Here is an 18,496-nt window from a genome sequence, read left to right on the forward strand (position 1 = left end):
GCTCAGAAGAGGCCGACCACGTTCCCCTCGGCGTCGAGGTCGATGCGCTCGGCGGCAGGGTGCTTGGAGAGCCCCGGCATCGTCATGATCGACCCGGCCAGCGCGTAGACGTAGCCGGCGCCGGCGGCCAGGCGCACCTCGCGGATGGGCAGGCGCCAGCCGGTGGGCACACCCTTGAGCGTGGGGTCGTGGCTCAGCGACATCTGCGTCTTGGCGATGAGCACCGGCAGGTCGCCGTAGCCGCGCTCGGTGTAGCGCGCCAACGCCTTGGCGGCGGCCGGGGCGATGTCCACGCCGTCGGCGCCGTAGACGCTGGTGGCGATCTTCTCGAGCTTGGTCTCCAGGGAGTCGGTGAGCTCGTAGGTGGGGGTGAAGGTCACCTCGTCCTCGCAGGCCTCGGCCACGGCGCGGGCCAGCTCGCGGGCGCCCTCGCCACCGTCGGCCACGTGGGTGGAGACGGCCACGCGCGCCCCGGCCTCGGTGGCGACGCGGCGGATCACCTCGTGCTCGCTCTCGTGGTCGGTGGGGAAGGCGTTGATGGCCACCACCGGCTGCACGCCGAAGTTCTGGATGATCTCGATGTGCTTGCGCAGGTTGCCCGCGCCGGCCTCCACGTCCGCCGGGCCCTCGGTGAGCATCTCCGGCGGCAGCTCCTTGCCCACCTTCACCTCGAAGCGGTCGGAGTGCGCCTTGAGCGCGCGGACCGTGACCACCACGACCGCGGCGTCCGGGGTGAGCCCCGTGGCGCGGCACTTGACGTTGAAGAAGCGCTCGGCGCCCATGTCGGCGGCGAACCCGGCCTCGGTGATGAGGTAGTCGCCGGTCCGCGAGCCCACCTGGTCGGCCACCACCGAGGAGTTGCCGGTGGCGATGTTGCCGAAGGGGCCGGTGTGGATGAGCACCGGCGTGCCCTCCAGGGTCTGCAGCAGGTTGGGCTTCAGCGCGTCCTTGAGCAGCACGGCCATCGCGCCGGCGGCCTTGAGGTCCTCGGCGGTCACCGGCTCGCCGGCCTTCGTCCAGCCCACCACGATGCGTCCGAGGCGCTCGCGCAGGTCGGCCAGCGAGGTGGCCAGGGCGAGGATCACCATGACCTCGCTGGCGGCGGTGATGTCGAAGCCGGACTGGCGGGTCACGCCGTCGGCCGGGCCGCCGTTGCCCTCGATGACGGCGCGCAGCGAGCGGTCGTTGACGTCCATCACCCGGCGCCAGTCGATGGTGTGCAGGCCCAACTCGTTGCCGTGGTGCAGGTGGTTGCTCACCATGGCGGCCAGCAGGTCGTGTGCGGCGGTGACGGCGTGGAAGTCGCCGGTGAGGTGCAGGTTGAGCACCTCCATGGGCACCACCTGCGAGTAGCCGCCCCCGGCCGCCCCGCCCTTGATGCCGAACACCGGGCCGAGCGACGGCTGGCGCAGCGCGAGCACGGGGGAGTGGCCCTCCTTGGCCATGCCCTGGGCCAGGCCGACGGCGGTGGTGGTCTTGCCCTCGCCGAAGGGGGTGGGCGTCACGGCGGTGACCACCACGTAGCGGGCACGAGGGCGGTCAGCCAAGCGATCCACGGCGGCCAGGTCCACCTTGGCCACGTGGCGGCCGTAGGGCTCCAGCAGGTCCTCGGGCAGGCCCATGTCGGCGCCCACCTCGGGCAGGGGGCGCAGCTGGGCGGCGCGGGCGATCTCGATGTCAGACGGCAGCGGTGTCATGCCGGTCATCCTGCCCCAGCCCGACTCGTGGCGGCAGGGGGTCGTGCGCACCCGTCATCGGCCCGGTTTGGGCAGCGCGGAGGGTGACGGTAGGATCACCGGGTCCGACCCGTGCACGCTCTGCGACCTGTCCCGACGAGGGGCACCGGAGTGCGTCCAGCGGGGAGGGACGACTCGAGTACCTGTCCATCCGGACCCCGAGCACACCTGCGTGCCACTCCCGAGTGCGGGGGCCACGCGCCCGGGGCCCCATCCCAACTGTCCATCGGAGTTCCCACTCAATGACTTCCACCCCCACCGCTGCTCCTGCCGCCGACTTCGCTTCGCAGGAGGAGCTGCTCGCCGCCATCGACGCGACGATGAAGAACTTCGACGATGGCGACATCGTCGAGGGGCAGATCGTCAAGGTCGACCGCGACGAGGTGCTGCTCGACATCGGCTACAAGACCGAGGGCGTCATCCCCTCCCGTGAGCTGTCGATCAAGCACGACATCGACCCCGACGAGGTCGTCGAGGTCGGCGACACCGTCGAGGCCCTGGTCCTCCAGAAGGAGGACAAGGAGGGTCGTCTGATCCTGTCCAAGAAGCGCGCCCAGTACGAGCGCGCCTGGGGCACGATCGAGCAGATCAAGGAGGACGACGGCGTCGTCACCGGTTCCGTCATCGAGGTCGTCAAGGGTGGCCTCATCGTCGACATCGGCCTGCGCGGCTTCCTCCCGGCCTCCCTCGTGGAGATGCGTCGCGTCCGCGACCTGCAGCCCTACGTGGGCCAGGAGATCGAGGCCAAGATCATCGAGCTGGACAAGAACCGCAACAACGTGGTGCTGTCCCGCCGCGCCTGGCTCGAGCAGACCCAGTCCGAGGTGCGCACCTCCTTCCTCAAGGAGCTGCAGCGCGGTCAGGTCCGCCCGGGTGTCGTGTCGTCCATCGTCAACTTCGGTGCCTTCGTGGACCTGGGTGGCGTCGACGGCCTGGTGCACGTCTCCGAGCTGTCCTGGAAGCACATCGACCACCCGGGTGAGGTCGTCGAGGTGGGCCAGGAGGTCACCGTCGAGGTCCTGGACGTCGACATGGACCGTGAGCGCGTCTCCCTGTCGCTGAAGGCGACCCAGGAGGACCCGTGGCAGCTGTTCGCTCGCACCCACGCCATCGGCCAGATCGTGCCGGGCAAGGTCACCAAGCTGGTGCCCTTCGGTGCGTTCGTGCGCGTCGAGGACGGCATCGAGGGCCTGGTGCACATCTCCGAGCTGGCCGAGCGCCACGTGGAGCTGCCGGAGCAGGCCGTGCAGGTGGGCCAGGAGGTCTTCGTCCGCGTCATCGACATCGACCTGGAGCGTCGTCGCATCAGCCTCTCGCTGAAGCAGGCCAACCAGGTGGGTTCCGAGATCGAGGAGTTCGACCCGACCCTCTACGGCATGGCCGCCGAGTACGACGAGCAGGGCAACTACAAGTACCCCGAGGGCTTCGACCCGGAGACCAACGAGTGGCTCGAGGGCTACGAGGCCCAGCGCGAGGCCTGGGAGAAGGAGTACGCCGAGGCCCACGCCCGCTGGGAGGCCCACCGCGCCCAGATCGAGAAGGCTGCGCAGGAGGACGCCGAGGCCGCCGCGGCCCCGGCCGCTGCCACCTCGTACAGCTCGGGTGGCCCGTCCGAGGACTCCGTGGAGTCCGGCATGGGTGAGGGCACCCTGGCCTCCGACGAGGCCCTGGCCGCGCTGCGCGAGAAGCTCACCGGCAACTGAGTCGGTCCGCGGCCCGGCCGCGGAAGCGCTCTGACGGCCCCGTCCACCCCTGTGGTGGGCGGGGCCGTCCGCGTGGGCGGGGTGGACAGCAGACAGGAAGGACGTGCAGGTGGACGACGTGCAGACGGCGGGGGAGACCCGGGTGCTGCTGCTGGGTGGCACGGCCGAGGCGCGGGAGCTGGCCGCGCTGCTCGTGGACGCCGGGGTGCCGGTGACCTCCTCGTTGGCCGGCCGGGTGTCGCGTCCGCGGCTGCCGGTCGGGGAGGTCCGCATCGGCGGGTTCGCGGGCGTGGACGGGCTCGTGGACGCCCTCCGCGCGGGCCGGCACACCCACCTCGTGGACGCGACGCACCCCTTTGCGGTGGGCATGCGCACCCACGCGGTGCAGGCGGCCGAGCGGGCCGGCGTGCCGGTGGTGCGCCTGGCGCGGCCCGGGTGGCGGGAGCACCCGCTGGCGGCCACGTGGACCTGGGCCGACGACTGGTCCGCAGTGGCCGAGGCCGCCGCGGCGCTGGGGGAGCGGCCCTTCCTCACCAGTGGGCGGCAGACGCTGGGGCACTTCACGCACTGGGAGGACCGGGACGTGCTGGTGCGTGTGGTGGAGCCGCTGGCCCCCGGGGACGTACCGGCCCGGTGGACGGTGGTGCTGGACCGGGGTCCGTTCACCGTGGAGGCCGAGGAGCGGCTGCTGGCCGAGCACCGGGTTGACGTGCTGGTGACCAAGGACTCCGGGGGCGCCTACACCGCCGCCAAGCTCGAGGCCGCGCACCGGCTGGGGGTGCCGGTGGTGGTGCGCTCCCGGCCGGCCTCGCCGTCCGGGATGCCGGAGCTCAGCCGCGCCGAGGACGTGCTGCGCTGGCTGCGCGGGCGGCCCTGAGACCCAGCCGGGCCCCGACGGACCCCACGAGCACCACCTGCCCGATGCGGCGGGTCGCCGTCACGGCGCGCGGGATGTCGGCGGGGCCCACGGGGTGGCCGTCCCCGAGGGTGCCGCGGTCCTCGGTGACACCGGCGTAGGTGTTGCTTCCGCCGAGGCGCACCCCGAGCAGGGCGGCCAGGGCGGCCTCCACGGGGCCGGCGTTGGGGCTCGGGTGGGCCGGGGCGTCGCGGCGCACGGTGGCCAGGACCCGTCCGGCCCGGGGTCCGGCGAGGGCGGCGGTGGCTGCCACGGAGGCCCGGGCCGGCAGGAGGTTGAGCAGGTCGTCGGTGCGCGCGGCGGGGGTGCCGAACCGGGCGTACCGCGGGCTGCGGTGACCCACCATCGCGTCGAGGGTGTTGCAGCAGCGGTGCAGCACCACACCGGGGGCGCCGGCGAGCAGGCCCCAGACCAGGGTGGCGGCCACGGCATCGGACTGGTTCTCCGCCAGCGACTCCACCACGGCGCGGGCGAGGTCGTCCGGACCGGCGGCGGCGGTGTCGCGGCCCACCAACGAGCGAATGCGGTGGCGCGCCCCGGGCAGGTCACCGGCGGCCAGGAGGTCGGCCACGGCGGTGGCCTCCCGTTCCAGGGAGCGCCCGCCGAGGGCGGCCCAGGTGACCACGGCGGTGACCGCGGTGCGGCGCAGCGGGCCGCCCCGGGCGGCGAGGGCGGCGCCGCCCACCCAGGGGGCGGTGGCCAGCACGAGGTGGAGGGCGCCGCGGGTGCGCGTGGGGGCGTGGAGGCGCTGCTCGAGCCACCCGGCCCAGGTGCCGAACCACGCCACCGGGTGGTGGCGGCGCGGGTCGCCCAGGGCGCGGTCGAGGAGGTAGCCGGCCACCACGCCGGTGGCGGTGGGGTCGATGCCGGGGGTGCGCGTCATCGGGCGTCCTTGACGGTGAGGGGGCAGCCGGCCACGACGAGCTCGACCCGGTGGCACCGGGCGGCCACGGCCTGGTTGAGGCGCCCCAGCTCGTCGGCGAACAACCGGCCCGAGGCGTACTCCGAGACCAGGGAGAAGCCGACCTCGCCGCTCACGACGACGAGCTCGTGGTCGAAGCCGGCGACGGCGGTCAGCAGGGCGTCCACGCGGTCGGTCCACGCCGCGCGCCAGGTGGTGCCGGCCTCGTCGCCCCAGGCCCCGACCTCGCCGAGGTGGTGGGAGACCCAGGTGCCCAGCTCGTCGAGGAGCACCGGCCCGGTGGCGTCGGCGAGGACCGCTGGCACGTCGGTGGACTCGACCGTGGTCCAGGTGCTCGGACGGCGCTCCCGGTGGTGGCGGACGCGCTCGGCCCACGCGGGGTCGTCCTCGGTGACCGGGCCGGTGGCCAGGTAGGTGGCGGGAAGGTGGGCCAGGAGCTGCTCGGCGCGGGCGGACTTGCCCGAGCGGATGCCGCCGGTCACGAGCGTCCTCATGCCCACGCCCCCGCCGAGAGCACGACGAGCACGGTGGCCAGGGAGAGCTCGACGGCGGCGCCGAAGTGGTCTCCGGTCACGCCGCCGACGGCCCGCCAGGCACCCTGCGCGACGGCGAGGGAGGCGACGACGAGAGCCGCGGTGCAGGCGGGCGCGGCCAGGGCTGCCGCATCGCCCCAGCCGGTGAGCAGGAGCATGACGCCGAGGGCGACGGTGGCGGCGGTGAGCACGCCGACCAGGGCGGCGATGCCGACGGTGCCGGCCACGAGGGCCCCGAGCCCGCCGGGCCGGGCTGCCGGGAACGTGCGGAAGGCCAGCACGGTGCAGGCCGCACGGGAGAACGCGACCGCGCCGGCGACCTCCTCGGCCCCCAGGCCCCCGGCGGCGGCCGCCTGCAGGGCGAGTACGAGCACGAGGGCGGCCGTCCCCATCGGGCCGACGTCGCCGGATCGCATGATGGCCAGGGCGCGGTCGCGGTCCCAGCCGCCGCCGAGGCCGTCGACGGTGTCGGCGAGGCCGTCCAGGTGCATGCCGCGCGTGCCCCAGGCGAGCAGGGCGACGACCAACAGGCCCACCACCAGCGGCGCGAGGCCCAGGGCGTGGCCGGCGGCGGTGACCAGTCCCGCGCCGACGGCCAGCGGGAGGGCGGCCACCGGGGCGAGCACCATCGACCAGCCGCCCTCGGCGCGTGTGGGGGTGCCGACCTCGCCCACCGGCACGCGGGTCAGGGTGCCGACGGACAGCCGCAGGCCGCGTGCGGCCGTGCTCACGGGACCGCCAGGGCGTCGACGACGGGCCCGATGACGACGGCCACCGGGGCGTGCAACTGCTCGGCCCGCGCACGCTCGGCCGCGGTGGCCAGCTGTGCTCGGACGGTGCGCTGGGCGGGCGTGGAGCCGTTCTCCACCATCGCGACCGGGGTGTCGGCGGGCATCCCGGCGTCGCGCAGGGCGGGGGCGATGTGGGGCAGGTTCTGCAGGCCCATGAGCACCACGAGGGTGAGGCCGCTGGTGGCCAGAGCGGCCCAGTCCACCTGGCTGCGCGGGTCGCCGGGGGGCACGTGGCCGGAGACGACCGCGACGCCCTGCGAGGTGCCGCGGTGGGTGACCGGCACGTCGGCCAGGGCAGGGACGGCCAGGGCCGAGCTCACACCGGGCACGACCTCCACCGGGACACCGGCCGCGGCGCAGGCGAGCCACTCCTCGCCGCCGCGGCCGAAGAGGAAGCCGTCGCCGCCCTTGAGGCGCACCACCGTGCGACCGGCCAGCGCGTGCTCCACGAGGACGGCGTTGATCGCCTCCTGGCTCGTGGACTCCCCGCGCGGGATCTTGCCCACGTGCACCACGCGGGCGTCGGGGCGGGCCTGGTCGAGGACCGAGAGCGGCGCCAGCCGGTCGCAGACCAGGACGTCGGCCGTGCGCACGGCCTCCAGGCCCCGGGTGGTGAGCAGGCCGGGGTCGCCGGGGCCGCCGCCGACGAGCAGGACGCGTCCGGGCGTGGGCACGCCCTCCGCGGGCTCACGCGATGCGGGCGCCCCGTCCGCCACCTCCCCGCCGGCGCGGTGCACGGCATCGAAGGACCACGGGTCGGGGTCCGGCACGTAGGTGGCCCACCCGCGCGCCACGAGGTCGTCGAGCTGGGGCGTGCGCTGCGCCTCGGGCACGTGCACGGCGTGCCCCTGCTCGGTGAGGCGGGCGAGCAGGCCGGGCAGCTCGGGGCCGTGGCCGTGCACGAGCACGCGGGTCATCGGGGGCCTCCCTCGGGGCGGGGGGTGGTCAGGACGGTGGACAGGGCCGCCAGCAGCCGGTCGGTGGCCTCCGGCGGGCGGACGGCGAGGCGGACCCACGCGGCGCCGAGGCCGGGGAAGGTGTCGCAGCGGCGGACGGCGAACCCGGCGGCGCGCAGACCGGCGTGGACACCCACGCCGACGCGCACCGTGACGAAGGGCGCCACCGACGGCAGGGGATCCAGGCCCAGGGCGCGCAGACCGGTGACGAGGTGGTCCCGGTGGGCGGCGATCTCGGTGGCCCACCCGGCGACCTGCTGCTGCGCGGCGGGGGAGGCGGTGTGCTCCAGGGCGGCCAGCGCGAGGGCGTTGACCGACCAGTGGGGTTGCTGGTCGGCCAGTCGGGCGACCAGCCTCGGGTCGCCGGCGACGTACCCGGCGCGCACCCCGGCGATGCCCCAGGTCTTGGTGAGCGAGCGGACCACGAGCACGCCGGACAGGTGGTCGCGGTGCGCAGGGGCCAGGAGGGACTCGGCCTCGCCGGGCACGAGGTCCATGAACGCCTCGTCCACCACGAGCACCCGGTCCTCCCCGGCGAGCGCGAGGAACTCCTCGCCCCGGTGGAGCCGGCCGGTCGGGTTGGTCGGGTTGCCGACGACCACGAGGTCGGCGGGGCCTGCGGCGGTGAGCAGCCCGGCATCGAAGGGGGTGGCGGCGTCGACCGGCAGCACGACGGCGCGGGCGGGGCGTCCGGCGCGGCGCAGGGCCTCGTCGGGCTCGGTGAACTGCGGGTGCACCACCACGGGGTCGGTCGGCGTCAGGGCCCGCGCGACGAGGGTGAACGCCTCCGCGGCGCCGTTGGTGGGCAGCACCTGTGCCGGGTCGAGGCCGTGGAGGCCGGCGAGCGCCTCCTGCGCGGGCCGGGGGTCGGGGTAGCCGGCGGCGTCGGCCAGGGCGGCCTGCAGCACCGGCAGCAGCTCGGCGGCGGGCCGGGGCACGCGGACGTTCACCGCGAAGTCCTCCAGGCCCGCGGCCAGCTCGGCGTCGCCGTGGTGCGCTGCGCCCGGTGACGGCGCGGCGGCGTGCACCGCCTGGGCGAAGGCCACGCCGAGCCCGGGGTGGCCCACTGGGTGGGTGTGCAGGAAGGACGCGTGCAGGGTGGGGTGCCCGGTGCCGGCCGGGTCGGCGGAGAAGCCGTCGGCCGCCCCGTCCCACCGCCACGCCGGGGACTGGGCCTCCCCCTCGATGCGGGTGCGGTGGATCTCGTGGCCGCGCACCACGCCGCCGGCCGGGGCGAGCAGCGTGTCGGCCGGCGCGATGGCCTCGCGGTAGCCGAGCACCGAGCGCGCCCCCAGGTGCGCCGCGCCCGGGAGCACGCCGGCCATCGGGTGGCCCTCGAGCTGCTCCAGGAGCAGCAGCGTGCCACCGCCCTCGGCCCAGGTGGGCACGCCGGCGCGCACCGCGGCGGCGAGCGCCTCCAGGCCCGGGCGGCGGGCGGCCAGCGCCTCGGCGTGCACCTCCGGGTAGCCCCCGGGCAGCAGCAGTCCCCGCGTCCCCGGCGGCAGGGCGGTGTCCACGAGCGGGTCGAAGGGGACCGGCTCCAGGCCGCGGGCGCGCAGCAGCTCGAGCGTCTCGGGGTAGCAGAAGCCGCTCACGGGCCCGGCGGCCACGGCCACGACCGGTCGCACGCCGTCATCGGGCCCCTCGCCCCCGTCCGTCGCGCGCACCGGTGGCTCCCAGGGCGCCGCCTCCAGGGGCCCGGCGGTGCGGGCCAGGTCGAGCACCGCGTCGAGGTCCACGTGCTCGGCCACCACCACGCCGATCCGCTCCACGGCAGCCTGTGCGTCCTCGCGCTCCCCGGCGGGTACCAGGCCCAGGTGGCGGGCGGGGGAGGCCAGCTCGGCGTCGCGGGGCAGCACCCCCAGCACGGGGACGCCCACCTGTTCCACGGCGCGGCGCACCTCGGCGGCGTGCCGCGGCGACCCGAGGCGGTTGAGCACCACCCCGCCCACGCGCACCCCCGCATCGAGGGTGGCCAGCCCGTGCACGACGGCACCGACGGTCCGCGAGGCCGAGGAGGCGTCGACCACGAGCAGCACCGGTGCGCCCACCAGCTGGGAGACGTGCGCGGTGGAGGCCCACCCGTCGGTGCCCAGGCGCCCGTCGAACAGGCCCATGACGCCCTCGACGACGGCGACGTCCGCAGCGGTGGGCAGCGCGGCCGAGCGGGCGAGCACGGAGGCCACGTGGTCCTCGCCCTGCAGCCACGGGTCGAGATTCCGCCCGGGGCGGCCGGTGGCCACGGCGTGGAAGGTGGGGTCCACGAAGTCCGGCCCCACCTTGGCCGGCGCGACGGCGAGCCCGCGGGCGGTCAGGGCGGCCATGAGCCCGGTGGCCACGGTGGTCTTGCCGTGCCACGAGGCGGGGGCCGCCACCACGAGGCGGGGGAGGTTCACCACTCGATGCCGCGCTGTCCGCGCTGCCCGCGGTCGAAGGGGTGCTTCACCTTGGTCATCTCGGTGCTGATGTCGGCCACCTCGAGCAGGGCCGGGTGCGGGTCGCGCCCGGTGATGACGACGTGCTGGGTGCCGGGGCGCGCCGCGAGGGTCGCGGCCACCTCCTCGCCGTCCACCCAGCCCCACGTGATGGGGTAGGTGAATTCGTCGAGCACGTAGAGGCGGTGGGTCTCGGCGGCCAGCCGACGCTGGACCTCGCGCCAGCCCTCCAGGGCGTCGGCGGCGTGGTCCTCCTCGGACCCGCGGGTGCGCGACCACGACCAGCCCGAGCCCATCTTGTGCCACTCCACCGGGCCGCCCTGACCGGTGGTGGCGTGCAGCTCGCCGAGCGCCTCGAGGGCCTGCTGCTCGCCGATGCGCCACTTGGCGGACTTCACGAACTGGAACACGCCGATGGACCAGCCCTGGCTCCACCCGCGCAGCGCGAGGCCGAACGCGGCGGTGGACTTGCCCTTGCCCTGGCCGTGGTTGAGCACCACCACCGGCTGGTGGCGGCGCTGGTTGGTGGTGCGGCCGTCCTGGGGTGTGACGGGGGTCTGGCCCTTCGGCATCAGGCGGCCCTCCCTGCGGGTCGGTGGGCGGCCACGGCCTCGAGCAGGCCGTGGGCGGAGACGCTCTCCAGCGGTACGTGCGTGGCGCCCATGCGGTGGGCGAGGTCGGCGGCCAGGTGCATGCGGAAGCGCCCGGCCTCGCAGTCCACCACCACGGTCTCCGGCGCGGTGGCGTGCCACGCGTCGGCGATGGCGCGGGCGCGCTCCAAGGCGTTCTGGCCACTGGTGGCGCGGCCGTCGGTCACCAGGACCACCAGGGCGCGACGGCGCGGGTCGCGCACGGCCTCGGAGCGCAGCGTGGTGGCGGTGGTGGTCAGGCCCTCGGCCAGCGGGGTGCGGCCGCCGTGGGGCACCTCGGCCAGGCGGGCGGCGGCCAGGTCCACCGAGGAGGTGGGCGGCAGCACGAGGCGGGCGTCCTCGCCGGAGAAGGTCACCAGGCCCACCTTGTCGCGGCGTTCGTAGGCGTCCACGAGCAGGCTGAGCACGGCGGTCTTCACCGCGGCCATGCGCTTCCGGGCGGCCATGGAGCCGGAGGTGTCCACCGCGAAGAGCACGAGGTTGGACTCCCGGCCGCGCAGGCGGGCGTGCCGCAGGTCGTCGGGCAGCACGCGCAGGCGGCCGGTGGGCTCGCTGGCCCCGTGCGATGCCGTCGCGCCCGCCCGCCGTGTGGCCGCGGCGCGGACGGTGGCCGGCAGGTGCACCGGGCCGCGGCCGGTGGGCTCGGTGCCCACCCGCCGGCCGTGGGTGGTCTCGGCCTGGCTGCGGCGCCCGGCGGCCCCGTGGCCCAGGCCGCGGATCTCGAACCGGCGGGTCCGGTAGGGCGCGTCGGCGGCCGCCAGCCCGATGCGGGCGGGGCCGGTGGTGTCGTCGGCGCGGGGTGCGTCGTCGGCCTCGGCCGTCTCACCGCCGGGGGAGTCGGAAGAGTCGGTGCCCGTCTGCGGGCCCGACTGCGGCTCGGGCGGCGTGGGGCGCTCGCAACGGTCGTCCGCGGCGGGCTCGCCCGCATCGGGCTGGTCCCCGCCCTCCTGGGGACCGTCGCCATCCGGCGTGCCGTCGTCGCCGGGTCCCTCGGGACCCTCGTCGGGACCGTCCGTGGGCGGCTCGGGGTCCTCCTCGTCGAGCAGCCGGTCGAGCAGCTCCTCGTCGAGACCGGGCGGGTCGAACGGACCGCGGCGCCGCCGGTGGGCCAGGGCGAAGCGCGCGGCGGCCCGCACGTCCTCGCGCTCCACCGTGGTGCGCCCCTGCCACACGGCGTGCGCGGCCGCGGCCCGGGCGATGACGATGTCGGCGCGCATGCCGTCCACGTCGAAGCCGGCGCACACCCGCGCGATGGTGCGCAGCGTGCGGGCGTCGAGCACCACCTCGCCCAGCGCCGCCCGCGCGCTGCGGATCCGCGCGGCGAGCTCCTCCTGGGCGGCGGCGAACCGTGCGCGGAAGCCGGCGGGGTCGGCGTCGAAGGCCAGCCGGCGCTGCACCACCTCGGCGCGCACGCCGGGCTCGCGGGAGGCCGCCACGTCCACCGACAGCCCGAACCGGTCGAGCAGCTGCGGGCGCAGCTCGCCCTCCTCGGGGTTCATCGTCCCGACGAGCACGAACCGCGCCGGGTGCGTCAGGGAGATGCCGTCGCGCTCCACGGTGTTGGCCCCCATCGCCGAGGCGTCCAGCAGCAGGTCCACGAGGTGGTCGTGCAGCAGGTTCACCTCGTCCACGTAGAGCAGCCCGCGGTGCGCCTGGGCCAGCAGGCCGGGGCGGAACGCGGCACGGCCGGCGCCGAGCGCCTCGGCCAGGTCGAGCGCTCCGGCCACGCGGTCCTCCCCGGCGCCCACGGGCAGCTCCACCAGACGCGTCGGGCGGGAGGTGGCGGCCGCGTCCTCGTGCGGACCGTCCGGGCAGTCGGCGGCCGGGACGGCAGGGTCGCACGCGAAGCGGCAGTCCTCCACCACGTCCACCGGCGGCAGCACCTCCACCAGGCCGCGCACGATGGTGGACTTGGCGGTGCCCTTCTCGCCGCGCACCAGCACGCCTCCCACCTCAGGGGCGATGCAGCTGAGCACCAGGGCGAGCGACAGGTCGTCGGCGCCGACGACGGCCGTGAACGGGTAACGACTCATGGGTCCTCCTGGCACGTGACCGCGCGTGCCGGCATCGGGGCACCGGCGCGGACGCACCGGCGGCCGCGGGCGACGTCCTGACTCGCCCGAGAGGGCTCACAGTGGCGGGACCGTTCCGGACTCTCACCGGATTCCTCGCACGCGACGGGCGACATGATCGCAGACGGCTCGCCGCGTGCGACCACATAGGGTGACCGCCATGATCGAGGTGGTGGGAGTGGGCGAGGACGGCCCCGCGGGCTGGTCGCCGGCCGTCGCCGCCCTCGTGGAGGCCGCGCCGCGCGTGGTCGGGGGAGCGCGCCACCTGGCGATGCTGGAGCCGCGCCCCGGGCAGGAGCGCCTCACCTGGCCCTCCCCGCTGCGCGCCGGGCTGCCCGGCCTCTTCCCGGGTGCCGGCCGCGACGGCCTGACGGTGGTCCTGGCCTCCGGGGACCCGCTGCGCTCCGGCATCGGCACCACGCTGCTCGAGGAGTTCGGGCCCGGGGCGGTGCGCATCCACCCGGCGCTGTCCTCCGACACCCTGGCCCGCGCCCGGATGGGGTGGGCGGCGGAGTCCGTCGAGGTGGTCACCGTGGTGGGCCGCGACCCGCGGCGGCTGCTGCCCGCGCTGACGCCCGGCGCCCGCCTCGTGGTGCTCTGTTCCGACGGCGGGGGGCCGGAGGCGCTCGCGGGGCTGCTCCGCGAGGCCGGCTGGGGGTCGGCGCGGCTGACGGCCCTGTGGCACCTCGGCGGTGAGCGCGAGGGACGCCGCGAGGGCACCGCCGCCACCTGGGAGCCCGCACCCACGCCGGACCTCGTCGTCCTGTGCGTCGAGCTGCCGGCTCGCGGCGCCCCCACCGTGGGCACCGGGCCGGCGCCCGGTCGCCCGGACGCGCTGTTCACCGACGGCGGCATGATCACCAAGCGCGACCTGCGCGCCGCCGCTCTCGGGCGCCTGCGCCCGGTGCCCGGCGGCGTGCTGTGGGACCTCGGGGCGGGGTCCGGGTCGGTCGGCATCGAGTGGGCCCTGGCCGCCCGCGGGGCGCGCGCGGTGCTCGTGGAGCGCGACGCGGGGCGCGCCGCGGCCGCCGAGCAGGCCGCGGCGCGTCTGGGCGTGGCCGACCGCGTCACCGTGCTGCGCACCACCACCGCGGCCGCCGTGGCCGATGCGGACCTGCCCACCCCCGACGCCGTGTTCTGCGGTGGCGGCGTGACCGCCGAGGTCGTCGACGGCGCCCTGGCCGGCCTGCGCCCGGGCGGCCGGCTCGTGGCGCACGGCGTCACCGTGGAGACCGAGCAGGTACTGCTGGCCGCACAGGCCCGCCACGGCGGCGAGGTGAGCCGCACCGCCATCGAGCGCCTGGCGCCGCTGGGCCGCCTGCGCGGCTGGACCCCCGCGCGCACCGTGACCACGTGGAGCCTCGTCACCGGCGAGGGCGCCTGCACGGGAACCACCGACCACCCCACCGACCCCCGAGGAGAGTCGTGACCGTCCACTTCATCGGAGCCGGACCCGGCGCCGCCGACCTGCTCACCCTGCGCGCCGTCCGCCTGCTGGCGGGCTCGGCGGTGTGCCTGTACGCCGGCACCTACCTGGACGACGAGGTGCTGGGCCACTGCCCGCAGGGCGCGCGGCTGGTGAACACGCAGTCGATGACGCTCGACGAGATCACCGCCGAGATGGTCGCCGCGCACGAGGCCGGGCACGACGTGGCGCGGCTCTGCTCGGGCGACCCGTCGGTGTACAGCGCACTGGCCGAGCAGGCGCGCCGCCTCGACGCCGCAGGGGTGCCCTGGGACGTCTGCCCCGGCGTGCCGGCCTACGCGGCGGCCGCCGCGGTGGTGGGGCGCGAGCTCACCGTGCCGGAGGTGGCGCAGTCGGTGGTGCTCACCCGCGCGCAGAAGGACTCCACGCGGATGCCGGCCGGCGAGGAGCTGGCGAACTTCGCCCGCACCGGGGCCACGCTCGTGCTGCACCTGGCCATCCGGCACACCCGGCGGCTGGCCGCCGAGCTCACCGAGCACTACGGGGCCGACTGCCCGGTGGTCGTGGGCTCGCTGGTCAGCCAGCCCGACGAGCTCATCCTGCGCGGGACGCTCGCGGACATCGCCGACCAGGTGGAGGCCGCCGGGCTGCGGCAGGCCGCGGTCATCCTCGTGGGGCCGGCGCTGGCGGCCGGTGACACCGACTTCGTGGAGTCGCACCTCTACAGCTGCGACCGCCGCCGCGGCTGAGGCCGGGAGGCCCGCGGCGATGCCGGCCTCTCAGCCCTCCACGTAACGCGGCGTCCACACCCGGTCGTCGGCCGTCACCCGCGTGCTGCGGGCACCGACGAGCACCAGGCAGCCCATGTCCACCACCTCCGGGTCGAAGGACGCCAGGTCGGTGACCTCCAGTGCCTCGCCCTCCCGGCTCACCTGGCGGGCCACGGCCACCACGTGGTCACCGGGCAGCTCCTCGCGCAGCACCGCGACCACCTCGCCCAGCTGGTGCGGGCGCGAACGGGAGCGCGGGTTGTAGAAGGCCATCGCCAGGTCGGCGCGGGCGCAGGCGCGCACGCGGTCCAGCACCACCTCGAGGGGCTTGAGTCGGTCCGAGAGCGAGATGAGCGCGTGGTCGGCGCCCAGCGCGGCACCCGCCAGGGCCGATGCGGCGTGCGCCGCGGTCACGCCCGGCACCACCGTGACCGGCACCGCGCCCAGGGCCGCGGTGGCCGGGTCGGCGTCGCCGGCGGCCACCTCGCGGGCCTCGAAGACGGCTGCGGCCATGCCGAACACCCCGGCATCGCCCCCGGAGACCACGGCCACGTGGTGCCCGGCGGCGGCCAGCTCCAGCGCCTGGCGTCCGCGGTCCACCTCGACGGTGTTGCCGCTGGGCAGGCGCACCAGCCCGTCGCGCTGCGGCACGCGCGCCAGGTAGGGCGCGTACCCGATGACGTGCGTGGCCGCCGCGAGCACGGCATCGGCCTGCGGGGTGCGCAGGGCGTCGTCGCCCGGACCCAGCCCCACCACGTGCAGGGAGCCGCCTCCGCCCGCCGCCGGTGCGGCCTGCGGCACGGCGCGTCCCGCGGCATCGGCCCGGCGGTCCTGCCCGGGCACCACCACCAGGGCCATGTACGGCACCGTGGCGGGGTCCACCTCGGCCACGGGCAGCACCCGCTGCGTGCCGCGGCTGGCGTGCTCCACGTACACGGCGCGGTCCAGCACCCCGGCCTGGCGCAGCGCCTCGCGGACGGTGGGGAAGGTGCGGCCCAGCTTCATCACCACGGCGGCGTCGGTGTCGGCCAGGCGACGCGCCAGTTCGGCCACCGGCAGGGTGCCCGGCAGCACGGTGAGCACGTCCTCGTGGCGGCACAGCCCGGTGCCGACGGCGGCGGTGGCGGCCGAGGGGGAGGTCACCCCGGGCACCACCTCGACGGTGAACTCCTCGCCGAGCAGGTCGCGCACGTACATGGGCGAGCCGTAGAAGAGCGGGTCGCCCTCGGCCAGCAGCACCACGTCGCGCCCGGCGCGCAGGTGCTCGCCCAGGCGGGCGGCGCACTCGGCGTAGAAGGCCGCCAGGCGCTGGTGGTAGTCCTCGGTCGGGCCGGTGGTGACCGGGTAGACGAGCTCCTCCTCGGTCACGCCCTCGGCCAGGAACCCGGCCGCGATGGCGCGCGCGGTGCTGGGTCGGCGCGGGGCGCGGTGGTAGGCCACCACCGGCGCGGCAGCGATGAGGCGCTCTGCCCTGCGCGTGACCAGCTCGGGGTCGCCCGGTCCCACCCCGACGACGTGCAGGGTCCCGGCGATCACAGGATCTCCTGCGCGGTGGCCAGGGCGTTGAGCGCCGAGGCGGCCAGGGCCGACCCGCCCCGGCGACCGTGGACGGTGAGCCACGGCACCTGGCCGCCGGGCAGGTCGGCGTCGTCCAGGCGGTGGGCGGCCAGGGCCTCCTTGGACTCCGCCGCACCGACGAATCCCACCGGCATCCCGACGATCGCCGCCGGCCGCGGGGCCCCGGCGTGGAGCATCTCCAGCAGGTGGAACAGCGCCGTGGGTGCGTTGCCGATGGCCACCACCGCCCCCTCCAGGTCCGGCTCCCACAGCGACACCGCGGCGGCCGAGCGGGTGGTGCCCCACGCCTCGGCCAGGCCGGCGGTGCGGTCGTCGCGCAGCAGGCAGCGCACGGCGTTGTCCGCCGGCAGACGAGCGGGGGTGATGCCGGCGGCCAGCATCCGCGAGTCGGTGAGGATCGGCGCCCCGGCCTCCAGCGCGCCGCGGGCTGCGGCGACCACGTCGGGGTGCCCGGCCACCACCGCCGGCAGGGAGGTGTCGCCTGCCGCGTGCACCATCCGCACCGCCACGGGGTGCAGCGCCTCGGGCAGGTGGGTCAGGTCGGTCTCGCGCCGGATGGTGGCGAAGGACTCGCGGTAGATGGCCCGCCCGTCGGTCTCGTACGGGTAGGTGCGGGGCGGGGCGAGGGGCTCAGCCTCGGTCATCGAGGGCCTCCAGGACGTCGTCGGGGGAGGTGGGCAGCACCACCCGGGCGCCGGGCGGACGGCCGCAGGCGCGCGCACATCCCACCACGTGCACCGTCGGGCCGGTGGCGGAGGTGGCGGTGCCCGCCGCTGCACGGGCCCAGGTGAGGGTGGGCACGTCGGTGCGCGTGCAGTGCGGTGCGCCGATGCAGGCGGTGGTGCGGGCCAGGGCGTCCTCGGGGGTGGTGAGCAGGCCGGTGGCCGCCAGCGCCGGCTCGCTGCCGGGGGCGGCGTCGCGCAGCACGAGGGCGCGGGTGGGGGTGACGACGAGGTCGGTGCAGGCGGCGGCCACGGCCTCGGCCTGGGTGGGGGTGAGCAGGCCGAGGGGGACGGCGACGACGAGTTCGCGGCCGTCCGGGGTGCGGCCTGGGGTGGGCGTCGGCGCGGGTCGCAGGGTCGCCCCGGGCGCGGGCCCCCAGCCGGCGAGGACGGGGGAGTCCTCGGGCAGGTCGCGCAGGTTCCACGCGCCCGCGCTGGGACGGTGGGCCAGGAAGCGGAGCATGAGGTCCGCCACCGCGGCGGGCAGGTCGTTGCGCGTGCACGGGCGGGCACGGCCGGCGGCCAGCAGCGTGCCGTGGGTGGCGCCGTCGGCGTCGGGGCGCCACGCGACGTCGAAGGGCAGGTCCAGGTGCGTGCCGGCGGCATCGGTCAGCACGGTGAGCCACCGTCCGGGCAGCTCGGCCAGGGCGGGCTCGGCCAGGACGGCGGCGTCCACCGCCCCGACGAGACCGTCGAGCGAGCGGTCCGGGGCGGCCACCAGGGTGCGGGCGCGCTCGTGGGCGTCCGAGGGCAGCAGGCCGAGCTCCCGGACCCCGCGCTCGAGGGCCGGGGGCACCGCATCGGGCAGGCCGCGCAGCTGCAGCGACCCACGCGAGGTGAGCTGCAGGAAGGGGGCGCCGTGCTGGGCGGCGAGCCGGGCCAGGTGCACGAGGGAGGTGGCCGGGAGGCGCCCTCCCGTGACGCGCACCCGCACCAGGGGCCCGTCTGCGGCGTGGTGCGGGCGGAGCACGCCCGGGCACCGGTCGGGGGCGTCGTGGGCGTGGGGGGCGGTCACGCGCGGCACTGTAGACGAGGCGGCTCGGGCTGCCCGGGCCGCGTTCGTGGCCCCGGTCCGCGCTGCCTCGGCCGGAGGCACGACCCAGACCGGGATCGCGCGCCAGACCGGGCGGGGCCAGCCGGAGATCTCCCGCATCCTGCGATTCCACGGCACGAGCGAGGGGGACCGCGTGCTCCGCCGGCACGCCGCCGTTCTGGCGCGTCCGGTGGGCCTCGTGCCCGAACCCGCCCTCCATCCCCTCATGGAGGAGCGCGTGCTCGCCGAGGCA

General features: G+C 76.5%; 15 protein-coding genes and 1 riboswitch. Of the genes, 4 read left to right on the forward strand and 11 right to left on the reverse strand.

Annotated features, from left to right (window positions below; all coding sequences use genetic code 11):
• Positions 1-2: 2 nt before the first annotated feature.
• Entirely contained in the window at positions 3-1,697 is a 1,695-nt protein-coding gene (locus tag ACFFHC_RS09410; protein WP_379804922.1) for a formate--tetrahydrofolate ligase, read from the reverse strand.
• Between the two features lie 281 nt (positions 1,698-1,978).
• On the opposite strand from ACFFHC_RS09410, the gene rpsA reads away from it, so the two are divergent.
• Together rpsA and ACFFHC_RS09420 are read left to right on the forward strand one after the other, a co-directional pair.
• The gene (gene rpsA, locus ACFFHC_RS09415) at positions 1,979-3,439 is read left to right on the forward strand and encodes a 30S ribosomal protein S1 (RefSeq protein ID WP_070705131.1); all 1,461 of its coding nucleotides are present in this window, start codon (positions 1,979-1,981) and stop codon (positions 3,437-3,439) included.
• A gap of 109 nt (positions 3,440-3,548) precedes the next feature.
• Positions 3,549-4,316, forward strand: a complete 768-nt coding sequence (locus ACFFHC_RS09420; RefSeq protein ID WP_379804926.1) for a cobalt-precorrin-6A reductase — start codon at positions 3,549-3,551, stop codon at positions 4,314-4,316.
• Here ACFFHC_RS09420 and ACFFHC_RS09425 read toward each other — a convergent pair.
• The 7 genes from ACFFHC_RS09425 to ACFFHC_RS09455 are packed head-to-tail and all read right to left on the reverse strand — an operon-like array spanning position 4,270 to position 12,675.
• Positions 4,270-5,238: a cobalamin biosynthesis protein CobD/CbiB gene (locus tag ACFFHC_RS09425; RefSeq protein WP_101849748.1), complete on the reverse strand. Its 969-nt coding sequence runs from the start codon at positions 5,236-5,238 to the stop codon at positions 4,270-4,272. The genes ACFFHC_RS09420 and ACFFHC_RS09425 overlap by 47 nt on opposite strands.
• Positions 5,235-5,771: a bifunctional adenosylcobinamide kinase/adenosylcobinamide-phosphate guanylyltransferase gene (locus ACFFHC_RS09430; protein ID WP_070705775.1), complete on the reverse strand. Its 537-nt coding sequence runs from the start codon at positions 5,769-5,771 to the stop codon at positions 5,235-5,237. Before ACFFHC_RS09430 ends, ACFFHC_RS09425 begins: the two co-directional genes overlap by 4 nt.
• Positions 5,768-6,541 carry an adenosylcobinamide-GDP ribazoletransferase gene (locus ACFFHC_RS09435; RefSeq protein ID WP_379804930.1) on the reverse strand — a complete coding sequence of 258 codons (774 nt, stop codon included), beginning with the start codon at positions 6,539-6,541 and terminating at the stop codon, positions 5,768-5,770. The genes ACFFHC_RS09430 and ACFFHC_RS09435 overlap by 4 nt, the downstream gene beginning before the upstream one ends.
• Positions 6,538-7,518, reverse strand: coding sequence for a uroporphyrinogen-III C-methyltransferase (cobA, locus tag ACFFHC_RS09440; protein ID WP_379804933.1), 981 nt, complete (start codon positions 7,516-7,518; stop codon positions 6,538-6,540). Before cobA ends, ACFFHC_RS09435 begins: the two co-directional genes overlap by 4 nt.
• Positions 7,515-9,953 carry a bifunctional hydrogenobyrinic acid a,c-diamide synthase/histidinol phosphate aminotransferase CobBC gene (cobBC, locus tag ACFFHC_RS09445; protein ID WP_379804937.1) on the reverse strand — a complete coding sequence of 813 codons (2,439 nt, stop codon included), beginning with the start codon at positions 9,951-9,953 and terminating at the stop codon, positions 7,515-7,517. Before cobBC ends, cobA begins: the two co-directional genes overlap by 4 nt.
• Complete coding sequence (gene cobO / locus ACFFHC_RS09450; RefSeq protein ID WP_141494851.1) at positions 9,950-10,564, reverse strand: cob(I)yrinic acid a,c-diamide adenosyltransferase; 615 nt, start codon at positions 10,562-10,564, stop codon at positions 9,950-9,952. Before cobO ends, cobBC begins: the two co-directional genes overlap by 4 nt.
• Positions 10,564-12,675, reverse strand: a complete 2,112-nt coding sequence (locus tag ACFFHC_RS09455) for a VWA domain-containing protein (protein WP_379804941.1) — start codon at positions 12,673-12,675, stop codon at positions 10,564-10,566. The genes cobO and ACFFHC_RS09455 overlap by 1 nt, the downstream gene beginning before the upstream one ends.
• 74 nt (positions 12,676-12,749) lie before the next feature.
• Positions 12,750-12,810: riboswitch (cobalamin riboswitch) on the reverse strand.
• A 64-nt stretch (positions 12,811-12,874) separates the two neighbouring features.
• On the opposite strand from ACFFHC_RS09455, the gene cbiE reads away from it, so the two are divergent.
• Positions 12,875-14,143: a precorrin-6y C5,15-methyltransferase (decarboxylating) subunit CbiE gene (cbiE, locus tag ACFFHC_RS09460; protein ID WP_379804944.1), complete on the forward strand. Its 1,269-nt coding sequence runs from the start codon at positions 12,875-12,877 to the stop codon at positions 14,141-14,143.
• Positions 14,140-14,889 carry a precorrin-4 C(11)-methyltransferase gene (gene cobM, locus ACFFHC_RS09465; RefSeq protein ID WP_379804947.1) on the forward strand — a complete coding sequence of 250 codons (750 nt, stop codon included), beginning with the start codon at positions 14,140-14,142 and terminating at the stop codon, positions 14,887-14,889. Before cbiE ends, cobM begins: the two co-directional genes overlap by 4 nt.
• A gap of 30 nt (positions 14,890-14,919) precedes the next feature.
• Here cobM and cobI read toward each other — a convergent pair whose 3' ends face one another.
• From cobI to ACFFHC_RS09480, 3 genes are read right to left on the reverse strand one after another with little or no spacing between them, the layout of a single operon-like run.
• Positions 14,920-16,446, reverse strand: coding sequence for a precorrin-2 C(20)-methyltransferase (gene cobI, locus ACFFHC_RS09470; RefSeq protein ID WP_379804950.1), 1,527 nt, complete (start codon positions 16,444-16,446; stop codon positions 14,920-14,922).
• Entirely contained in the window at positions 16,443-17,132 is a 690-nt protein-coding gene (locus tag ACFFHC_RS09475; RefSeq protein WP_070704766.1) for a precorrin-8X methylmutase, read from the reverse strand. The genes cobI and ACFFHC_RS09475 overlap by 4 nt, the downstream gene beginning before the upstream one ends.
• The gene (locus ACFFHC_RS09480) at positions 17,119-18,225 is read right to left on the reverse strand and encodes a ferredoxin-like domain-containing protein (RefSeq protein WP_168168439.1); all 1,107 of its coding nucleotides are present in this window, start codon (positions 18,223-18,225) and stop codon (positions 17,119-17,121) included. The genes ACFFHC_RS09475 and ACFFHC_RS09480 overlap by 14 nt, the downstream gene beginning before the upstream one ends.
• Positions 18,226-18,496 lie beyond the last annotated feature (271 nt).

The sequence above is a fragment of the Kytococcus schroeteri genome, from assembly GCF_042433515.1.
In the GTDB taxonomy this organism is placed as follows: domain Bacteria; phylum Actinomycetota; class Actinomycetes; order Actinomycetales; family Dermatophilaceae; genus Kytococcus; species Kytococcus schroeteri.

Coding starts and splice junctions, on each gene's coding strand:
- ACFFHC_RS09410 (WP_379804922.1), bottom strand. CDS start 1,697: ATGACACCGCTGCCGTCTGACATCGAGATCGCCCGCGCCGCCCAGCTG.
- ACFFHC_RS09425 (WP_101849748.1), bottom strand. CDS start 5,238: ATGACGCGCACCCCCGGCATCGACCCCACCGCCACCGGCGTGGTGGCC.
- ACFFHC_RS09475 (WP_070704766.1), bottom strand. CDS start 17,132: ATGACCGAGGCTGAGCCCCTCGCCCCGCCCCGCACCTACCCGTACGAG.
- cobO (WP_141494851.1), bottom strand. CDS start 10,564: ATGCCGAAGGGCCAGACCCCCGTCACACCCCAGGACGGCCGCACCACC.
- rpsA (WP_070705131.1), top strand. CDS start 1,979: ATGACTTCCACCCCCACCGCTGCTCCTGCCGCCGACTTCGCTTCGCAG.
- ACFFHC_RS09430 (WP_070705775.1), bottom strand. CDS start 5,771: ATGAGGACGCTCGTGACCGGCGGCATCCGCTCGGGCAAGTCCGCCCGC.
- cbiE (WP_379804944.1), top strand. CDS start 12,875: ATGATCGAGGTGGTGGGAGTGGGCGAGGACGGCCCCGCGGGCTGGTCG.
- cobA (WP_379804933.1), bottom strand. CDS start 7,518: ATGACCCGCGTGCTCGTGCACGGCCACGGCCCCGAGCTGCCCGGCCTG.
- ACFFHC_RS09455 (WP_379804941.1), bottom strand. CDS start 12,675: ATGAGTCGTTACCCGTTCACGGCCGTCGTCGGCGCCGACGACCTGTCG.